The sequence below is a fragment of the uncultured Nostoc sp. genome, assembly GCF_964247315.1.
In the GTDB taxonomy this organism is placed as follows: Bacteria; Cyanobacteriota; Cyanobacteriia; order Cyanobacteriales; family Nostocaceae; genus Nostoc.
In genome coordinates, this window is sequence record NZ_CAXTTT010000026.1 from 55,158 (window position 1) to 63,458 (window position 8,301).

At 40.6% G+C, this 8,301-nt stretch carries 7 protein-coding genes and 4 pseudogenes; 2 read left to right on the top strand and 9 right to left on the bottom strand.

Features of this window, described 5'->3' with window-relative positions; genetic code table 11:
- Nucleotides 1-127: 127 nt before the first annotated feature.
- From ACFE93_RS10490 to ACFE93_RS10520, 7 genes and pseudogenes are all read right to left on the bottom strand, one after another.
- Nucleotides 128-1,573, bottom strand: a pseudogene (locus ACFE93_RS10490) (peptidase domain-containing ABC transporter); the annotation flags it as partial.
- 176 nt (nucleotides 1,574-1,749) lie between these two features.
- Nucleotides 1,750-1,920, bottom strand: coding sequence for a beta/gamma crystallin-related protein (locus tag ACFE93_RS10495; RefSeq protein WP_375473244.1), 171 nt, complete (start codon nucleotides 1,918-1,920; stop codon nucleotides 1,750-1,752).
- Nucleotides 1,913-2,095 carry a hypothetical protein gene (locus tag ACFE93_RS10500; RefSeq protein ID WP_375473235.1) on the bottom strand — a complete coding sequence of 61 codons (183 nt, stop codon included), beginning with the start codon at nucleotides 2,093-2,095 and terminating at the stop codon, nucleotides 1,913-1,915. The genes ACFE93_RS10495 and ACFE93_RS10500 overlap by 8 nt, the downstream gene beginning before the upstream one ends.
- A 577-nt stretch (nucleotides 2,096-2,672) precedes the next feature.
- Nucleotides 2,673-2,966 (bottom strand): annotated as a pseudogene (locus ACFE93_RS10505) (cysteine peptidase family C39 domain-containing protein); the annotation flags it as partial.
- Between the two features lie 362 nt (nucleotides 2,967-3,328).
- On the bottom strand, nucleotides 3,329-3,673 hold the full coding sequence (locus ACFE93_RS10510) for a beta/gamma crystallin-related protein (RefSeq protein ID WP_375473236.1): 345 nt from the start codon (nucleotides 3,671-3,673) through the stop codon (nucleotides 3,329-3,331).
- Nucleotides 3,674-3,936: 263 nt separating this feature from the next.
- Nucleotides 3,937-4,193: pseudogene (locus ACFE93_RS10515) on the bottom strand (cysteine peptidase family C39 domain-containing protein); the annotation flags it as partial.
- 186 nt (nucleotides 4,194-4,379) lie between these two features.
- Nucleotides 4,380-4,724, bottom strand: coding sequence for a beta/gamma crystallin-related protein (locus ACFE93_RS10520; RefSeq protein WP_375473237.1), 345 nt, complete (start codon nucleotides 4,722-4,724; stop codon nucleotides 4,380-4,382).
- A gap of 445 nt (nucleotides 4,725-5,169) precedes the next feature.
- On the opposite strand from ACFE93_RS10520, the gene ACFE93_RS10525 reads away from it, so the two are divergent.
- The gene (locus ACFE93_RS10525) at nucleotides 5,170-5,295 is read left to right on the top strand and encodes a hypothetical protein (protein WP_375473238.1); all 126 of its coding nucleotides are present in this window, start codon (nucleotides 5,170-5,172) and stop codon (nucleotides 5,293-5,295) included.
- Here ACFE93_RS10525 and ACFE93_RS10530 read toward each other — a convergent pair.
- Together ACFE93_RS10530 and ACFE93_RS10535 are read right to left on the bottom strand one after the other, a co-directional pair.
- Nucleotides 5,273-5,544 (bottom strand): annotated as a pseudogene (locus tag ACFE93_RS10530) (cysteine peptidase family C39 domain-containing protein); the annotation flags it as partial. The gene ACFE93_RS10525 and the pseudogene ACFE93_RS10530 sit on opposite strands and share 23 nt — an antisense overlap.
- Before the next feature lie 188 nt (nucleotides 5,545-5,732).
- On the bottom strand, nucleotides 5,733-6,071 hold the full coding sequence (locus ACFE93_RS10535; RefSeq protein WP_375473239.1) for a beta/gamma crystallin-related protein: 339 nt from the start codon (nucleotides 6,069-6,071) through the stop codon (nucleotides 5,733-5,735).
- Nucleotides 6,072-6,286: 215 nt separating this feature from the next.
- On the opposite strand from ACFE93_RS10535, the gene ACFE93_RS10540 reads away from it, so the two are divergent.
- Nucleotides 6,287-8,301: filamentous hemagglutinin N-terminal domain-containing protein (locus tag ACFE93_RS10540; RefSeq protein WP_375473240.1), on the top strand; the 2,015-nt coding region annotated here is incomplete at its 3' end.

Below are 8,301 nucleotides of genomic sequence, written 5' to 3' on the forward strand. Positions count from 1 at the left end.
CTAATTCATTACAATTGCGTCACTTTAGTTCACTCAGTTCACAATTTAATATAGTTTTTTTACTAAGGATTGCTTCCTGTAAAAAGACTATACAATGAGTAAATATAAAACATCTAATAACTATTAACTAATTCCGAATAACTAAAGAAGATTTGAAACCATTTTTATCCGGATAAATCTCATCAAGAAAGCTTAAATGCTCTCCAGGAATATGACGTAATTCTTCTGGAGTCCCTTGAATTTTCAAGCGTCCATCTTCAAGCAACACAATCCAATCAGCCCGTTTGATAACTTGAGGACGGTGGCTAATCATAATTGTAGTTTTGCCTTTACGGTGAGCAAATAATCTATCCAAAACTTTAGTTTCACTTACTGGGTCAAGAGCACCTGTGGATTCATCTAAAATTAATATAGGTGGGTCAGTAACAATTGCTCTAGCTATAGCTAATCTCTGCCTTTGTCCGCCAGAAATATTTGCACCAAATTCACCTAAAACAGTTTGGTATTTATCGGGTAATTTGCTAATAAATTCATCTGCACCAGCAATTTTACAAGCTTTTACTATCTCCTCAAAACTAACGTCTGGATAACTGAAGCGAAAATTCTCAACAATCGAACGGCTCCAAAAATGAGGCTCTTGGGGAACTAATACGACTTGCTGTCGCAAACATTCTAAAGATAAGTCTTTTTGGTTATATAAACCATAACGAATATTACCAGATTGGACTTCATATAAACCAGTAATCAATTTCCCAAGGGAGCTTTTCCCACAGCCAGATTGACCGATTAAGGCTATTACTTGACCACCAGAAATAGTTAAAGAAAAATTTTCTAATAGGTCAGTTCTACCAGCATGGTGAAAGTTAACTTGAGAACAAGTAATATCTGCATTGCTAGAAATTTCTGCCCAAGGTTTTTTAAAGTCGTTTTCATCTTCTGGGGTAGCATCTATCACTTCTGTCAAGCGTTGAACGACAATTTGAGCAGTGATAAATTGATCAATTAGCCCGACTACTGACGATAAAAAGCCAAGAAAGCTGCCACTCATACCGCTGTACGCCAGCAGTTGACCAATGGATAATGTCTGATCAATCACCAAATTAGAACCGAACCAGAGTATGCCAATACTCGTCAATTTGGAAAGAATACTAGTGACTGTGCTGCTGTAAAGGCCCAACTTCATCGTAGTCCAGCCTAAATTTGCAATGCGACCAAAATTTGTCTGATACTCTTGCCAAGCTTGAGGAGTCGCTTGGGTGGTTTTCAGGACTTGAACACCGCGAAAGGTTTCGACTAAAAAGCCTTGATTTTCTGTACCTTTAACGATGAGGCTGCGGGTTTTCCGACGCAAAGCGGGAAGAAAAAGCAGGTTGACTCCTGTGACGATGACAAAGGCGGCGAGGGAAGCTAAAGTTAGTTCCCAACTATAAAAGAGCATGAAACCGAAAGAAACCAGAGCCACAAAAAATTGACTGGGTAAACCAAGGACAATTTGGGAAACTAGATTATTGATGGTATGAACATCAGCAATACGGCTAACGACTTCCCCACTGCGACGTGCTTCAAAATAAGTTTATGCACTGTTAAAATCAGAGTTTTTTTAGCTTTGTCTGGTGATTTTTAATTAGTAGCAGTGACAAGCAAGCAATTTCCAGAATGAATACTGCCATGACTGCTTCAAAAAATCATACTTTGAGGCAGTTTTGCTATCTAGACAAAATGCCTATAAAAGTTGCAGTCAATCTCACTTTACGCTATACGTGAGAAAGATGAAATTGTGTCGTTACCAATATTAAGGGTTCTAGCATCAGAATATGTTCCACGACCGAGAGTAATTGTCGTGTCCTGAAAGTTGGCATCTGCATAGAACGTCCAAATTCCCTCGTTAACAACGATTGAGGATATTTGGTCATTATTCAGGGTAGCCTACATAAGGAGAACTACTATCTGTAAGAATGATTGGGCCCTGAAAATCGATATCCTGATAAAGTTCTAATGCCGAACCACCTTGAATGGTAGCAGCCTTTTCACAGCTGAGTTCTTGAAAAAGTACATCATTCTTCATATCTACTCCATGCTTATTGATATTAGACATTTTTCTCTCCTGAATTTTAAATTGGGGGTTTCAACTGATGAAGGTAATTGCTGATTTCTTAACCCATCTGATTTTTAATCGATTCTTTTTTTGCCACATCTACCAATAGTATGAGATTCGCTGATGGATTTGAATTTAGTACAAAAAATTCTCTATTTAACGCTCTTTTTTAACTCTAGGCAAATAAAAATAAAACCTAATTTTTCAACTGTATATAGAGCAGGAGTTTGAACTTTGATTGTCTCACAGAATTGGTGAAATCAATGTTTTGGATAAAAGTCTTATGCTGTAAGGATTATAGATTATTCTTTCGTAAGAGTGATGAAATCCGGGCTAACCTTATTGATTTTTAATTGGTAGCAGTGACATATTTTATGGACTTAATTCAGTAACGCCAATTTGCTAATATTCTCTCTTATGCATAAGTTGATTGTTTTGACACTTTTACTCAAGATTCAGGCTTCTAAGCTAAATTTCCTTTTCTATAAGAAAGTGCAATGTATTTTAGAACTGTGCGGTTGGATTGGTTGCAAGGTCTAGGAATTGCCATTGCCAGTGCGATCGCTTTGAGCTAGAATTTGACTTCGTAAAATACCACCCAGTGGTAGCCTTTCGAGTGAATGATGGCGGGCATTGGAACTTCATTTAATTTCTCTAGTAGTTGTGCGGTAGCTTGGACTTGACGAGCATGGAATCCCAGAGTTTCTGCCCCCCGTCTCAAACCTAACAAGGTAGTTCCCCGCGAACCTGTGCCTACTGCTTCTCGCACGCGGTTGAGGCCAAAGGTGCGTCCGTAATGTTTGGCGACTGTGGCAAGGCTTGCTGCACCACAATCTTCTTCACCGTGTTGCAATATGCTGTGGTATTTCATAATTAAGGACTTATTGTAATTTTAAGAATAAAGGTCGGGGTTTTGGCCCCGACTTTGACTAGGTGTCCATTTTCTGAGAAGGTACTTAGAAGTGCTTGCAAGTTCTTGCTTGAGCTTCAACTCGCAACGTAAAACTTGAAAGGCGAAACCGCCCGTTATCCTTCTTCTAAGAAACATTTCTATTTCTTAGAAGAAGGATAAAGTAAGCGCGAGGCAGTTCTCGCCTCTATAGTTTGGAAAAAGAAATGTAGCTCAGTTATAGCTAGGGCTTGAGCATTTTTTCCTAATCCCTAATCCCCAAAACTCAGGTACAAGTATGCTAGGTATCCCTATGCCTAAGAAAAGTTGCAGAAAATCTAATTCTATGTTAGGCGCTCGAAAGATGAGATTTTGTCGTTACCAACATCAAGGTATCCAGTATAAGGATATGCTCCAACGCCGAGAGTAATTCTCGTGCCCTGGAAGTTGGCATCTGTATAGAATGCCCAAGTTCCCTCGTTAATAATAATTGAGGATGTTTGGTCATTACTCGTGTCACCTATATAAGAGTAGCTACTATCTGTAAAGAAGATTGGCTGCTCAAAATTGGCATCTTGGTAAAGTTCTAATGCGTAACCACCCTGAATGGTAGCAGCCTTTTCACCGCTGAGTTCTTGAAAAAGTAGATCGTTGCTCATATCTACTCCGTAATTGTTGATGTTAGACATTGCTTCTCTCCTGAATTTCAGATTGTGTTTAAACTGAAGGTAATCGCTTGTTTTCTACCTTCTAATTCTTAATTGGTAGCAGTGAGTTGATTTTATTCACTTGATTCAGCAGTGCCAATTTGCTATGCTGACTTGTGCGTCAGTTGATTATGCTGACACTTATACTCTTGATTGAGGCTTCCAAGCTAAATATTCTTTTTCTATCGGAGAGTGCAATGTCTTTTAGAGCTACGCGTTTGGATTGGTTGCAAGGTCTAGGAATTGTGAACGATCGCGGGCATTGGAACTTCATTTAATTTCTCTAGTAGTTCTGGAGTGGCTTGGACTTGACGAGCATGGAATCCCAGAGTTTCTGCTCCCCGTCTCAAACCTAGCAGCGTGGTTCCTCTCGAACGTCTGTCTACTGCTTCTTGCACGCGATTTTGAGGGCAAAGGTGCGTCCGTAGTGTTTGGCAACTGTGGCTAGGCTTGCAGCACCACAGTCTTCCTGACTGTGTTGGACAACAACCGGATATCTCATGATAAAATTAAATATCTATCTATGAAAAAATAAGGAGCGAAAGCAACCTCGCCCCTAAGAAGTGCGAGAAAAAGCGTTACTTAGCTAAAAGCGAAGGTGAGAGCGTTTTTTCTCTTTTGGTTTTCAAAACTTAAGTTTCAAGAATCACAATAGATGAGATCGGATCGTTGAAAGTGTTAGCTCAACTTACCCGATCCTCTCGAAGGATGAGATTGAATCATTAGGAATTATACCAAGACCAATATTTGGATAACGTCCTGGTCCCAATTCGGCAGAAACACCGCGAAATTGAGAATCTGTCCAGAATCTCCAAACACCCGCGTTGACTATAATCGAGGTAACACGGTCATTTACATCGTTGCCCACATTTCCAGTACCAGTGTTTGTCTGCACTAACGGCCTCCCAAAATTGTCGTCATTGAAGAGTTCCAAATCAGCACCGCCAGAAATAGCAGCAGCACTTTCATGGGAAAGGTCTTGCACAGCTTCGATGCTGTAAAAGTCTTGGGTTTGGTTGTTGATGTTAGACATTGTTTTTCTCCTGAGTTTCAGATTGTGTTTAAACTGAAGGTTAAGCTTGTTTGCCTTGACTCTGATTCTTAATTGGTAGCAGTGATTGAATTTTATTCACTGTCGGAAATCAGAGTTATTTCCAGCTTGTTAACCTTACTGATTCTTAATTGGTAGCAGTGACATGATTTTATTCACTGTTGAAAATCAGAGGTTTTTAGCTTTGCTAACCTAACTAATTCTTAATTGGTAGCAGTGACATGATTCTATTCACTGTTGGTTGGGAATTAGGCGTTTTTGGCTTTACCTTCTGATTTTTAATTGGTAGCAGTCACATGATTTTATTCACTTGATTCAGTAATGCCAGTTTGGTAATATCCTCTCTTGTGCATCAGTTAATTATGCTGACACTTATACTCTTGATTGAGGCTTCCAAGCTAAATTTCCTTTTCTATAGGAGAGTGCAATGTCTTTTAGAGCTATGCGTTTGGATTGGTTGCAAAGTCTAGGAATTGTGATTGGGAGTGCGATCGCTTTGATCTCGAATTTGACTCGTAAAATATCACCTAGTGGTGCCCTTTTGAGTGAATGATCGCTGGAATTGGAACTTCATTTAATTTCTCTAGTAGTTCTGCGGTAGCTTGGACTTGACGAGCATGAAATCCTAGAGTTTCTGCTCCCCGTCTCAAACCTAGTAGCGTGGTTCCTCTCGAACGTCTGTCTACTGCTTCTTGCACGCGATTCTGAGGGCAAAGGTGCGTCCGTAGTGTTTGGCAACTGTGGCTAGGCTTGCTGCACCACAGTTTTTCTCACTGTGTTAGAGAACAACCTGATATCTCATGGTAGAATTAAATATCTATATCTATGAAAAAATAAGGAGCGAAAGCAACCTTGCCCCTAGTAACTGGGAGAAGAAGCGTTACTCAGCTAAAAGCGAAGGTGAGAGCGTTTTTTCTGTTTTGATTTTCAGGACTTAAGTTTCAAGAATCACAATAGATGAGATCGGATCGTTGAAAGTGTTAGCTCAACCTACCCGATCCTCTGGAAGGATGTGATTGAATCACTAAAACCGACACCAATATTTGCATAACGTCCTGGTTCCAAATCGGCAGAAAGACCCCGAAATTGAGAATCTGTCCAGAATCTCCAAACACCCGCGTTGACTACAATCGAGCTAATACGGTCATTTACATCGTTGCCCACATTTCCAGTACCCTCGTTTGTCTGCACTAACAGCTTCCCAAAATTGTCGTCATCGAAGAGTTCCAAATCAGCACCGCCAGAAACAGCAGCAGCAGCTTCATGGGAAAGGTCTTGCACTAATTCGATGCTGTAAAGGTCTTGGGTTTGGTTGTTGATGTTAGACATTGTTTTTCTCCTGAGTTTCAGATTGTGTTTGAACTGAAGGTTAAACTTGTTTGCCTTGACTCTGATTTTTCATTGGTAGCAGTGATTGAATTTTATTCACTTGATTCAGTAGTGCCAATTTGGTAATATCCTCTCTTATGCATAAGTTGATTCTCCTGACACCTATATTCAATTAAGGCTTCCAAGCTAAATTACCTTTTCAATAGGAGAGTGCAATGTCTTTTAGAGCTATGCGTTTGGACTGGTTGCAAGGTCTAGGAATTGCGATTGTCAGTGCGATCGCCTTTTATGCAAATATCTCAGTTGCCCAAATCACTCCAGACGGGACTCTGCCAAATAATTCCAACGTCACATTAGAGAACAACACTTTCAAAATCACCGGAGGAAGTCAAGCAGAGGGTAATCTGTTTCACAGCTTTAAAGATTTTTCTGTTCCTACTGGCTCGGAGGCATTTTTTAACAATGCTGCAAACATTCAAAACATTATTAGCCGAGTCACAGGAAAGTCTATCTCTAATATTGATGGTTTAATCCGAGCCAACGGCACAGCTAACCTGTTCCTAATTAATCCCAATGGTATTATCTTTGGTGAGAATGCTCGGTTAAATATTGGTGGTTCATTTTTTGCCACATCTGCCAATAGTATGAGATTTGCTGATGGATTTGAATTTAGTGCAAAAAATCCTCAATCTACACCTTTGTTAACTATTAGCGTGCCTATTGGTTTGCAATTTGGGAGCAATGCTGGAAGTGTTTCGGTGAAGGGGTCTAGTCTACAGGTAAATCCTGGTAGGAGTTTAACACTTGTTGGCGGCAATGTGAGTATGGATGGTGGTCAGCTTGTAGCTCCTTCGGGACGTGTGGAATTGGGGGGAGTAGCAGAAGAAAGCACCGTCGGACTTTTTTCTAACGGGGATTTCCTTGGTTTGAATTTTCCCCAAGGAGTGCCACAAGCTGATGTGTCTCTTACCAATCAAGCTGAAGTGAATGTACTTGCAAGCAATGGTGGTAATATTGCTATCAATGCAGGAAATTTGAATATATCGGGGGGAAGCCAACTGATTACAGGAATTTCAGGCGCTGGTTCATCCACAACTCAGGCGGGAGATATAAAAATTAATGCCACTGGGATAGTTGCGATCGCAGACAGCAGCAATATTTCCAATCAAGTGCTAGAGAACGCTGTGGGCAATAGTGGAAATATTAATATCAATGCTGATTCACTTTCTCTGAGCAATAACTCTTTTCTAGCAGCCAGTACCAATGGCCAGGGAAATGCAGGCAACGTCACTATCAATACCAGATCACTTTCAGTTTTTGAAGACTCTTATTTGGCAGCCAGTGCCAATGGAGAGGGAGATGCAGGGAATATAACTATTAATGCCCGCGATACTGTCTCCTTCAATGAAGGAAGCCAGGCTTATACCGACGTCACAGTTAAAGGTAATGGAGGTGATATCAATATCACCACTGGTTCACTTTTTGTTACCAATAATTCTTTCCTCGCTTCTAGCACCAAGGGAGATGGTAGTTCGGGAAATATAACCATTAATGCTCGCGATGCCATCTCATTAGATAGAGGTTGGGCTTACACCGATGTTGGGGAAAACGGTAAAGGTCAAGCAGGCAACTTTAACATTATTAGTGATTCGCTTTTTTTAACGAATGGTGCTCAACTGGATGCCAGTACTAAAAATGACGGGAATGCAGGTAATATTACTATTGACACTGGCTCACTTTCCTTAACAAATGGCTCTATACTTACTGCCAGCACTTTGGGAGTAGGAGATGCGGGTAATATCAGCTTCAGCACAGGGTCATTTTTCGTCACAAATAACTCTCAAGTGATTGCCAGTACTTCGGGAGTGGGAAAGGCAGGGGATATAACCATCAATACAGACTCGCTTTCTGTCGCTAATGAATCTTTCTTAGCTGCCAGCGCCAATGGACGGGGAAATGCCGGAAATATCACTATTGATGCCCGCAATACCGCCTCCTTCGAGAATGGAGCCAAAGTATATACTGATGTTAATCAGCTTCCTGGTGATGCCACGCAAGTAGAAGGTAATGGAGGCGACATCAAAATTACTAGCGGGTCACTTTCCTTAAGAAATGGTGCTCAACTAGTTGCTAGTACTAAAAATCAGGGAAATGCAGGTAATATTACTATTGACACTGGCTCACTTTCTGTCGCTAATGAATCTTTCTTAGATGCTAGAACCAATGGACG

What these genes read in the sequence shown, in the direction of transcription:
- ACFE93_RS10500 (WP_375473235.1), bottom strand. Translation starts at nt 2,095, where the DNA reads ATGTCTAATATCAATAAGCATGGAGTAGATATGAAGAATGATGTACTT.
- ACFE93_RS10510 (WP_375473236.1), bottom strand. Translation starts at nt 3,673, where the DNA reads ATGTCTAACATCAACAATTACGGAGTAGATATGAGCAACGATCTACTT.
- ACFE93_RS10520 (WP_375473237.1), bottom strand. Translation starts at nt 4,724, where the DNA reads ATGTCTAACATCAACAACCAAACCCAAGACTTTTACAGCATCGAAGCT.
- ACFE93_RS10525 (WP_375473238.1), top strand. Translation starts at nt 5,170, where the DNA reads ATGTCTTTTAGAGCTATGCGTTTGGATTGGTTGCAAAGTCTAGGAATT.
- ACFE93_RS10535 (WP_375473239.1), bottom strand. Translation starts at nt 6,071, where the DNA reads ATGTCTAACATCAACAACCAAACCCAAGACCTTTACAGCATCGAATTA.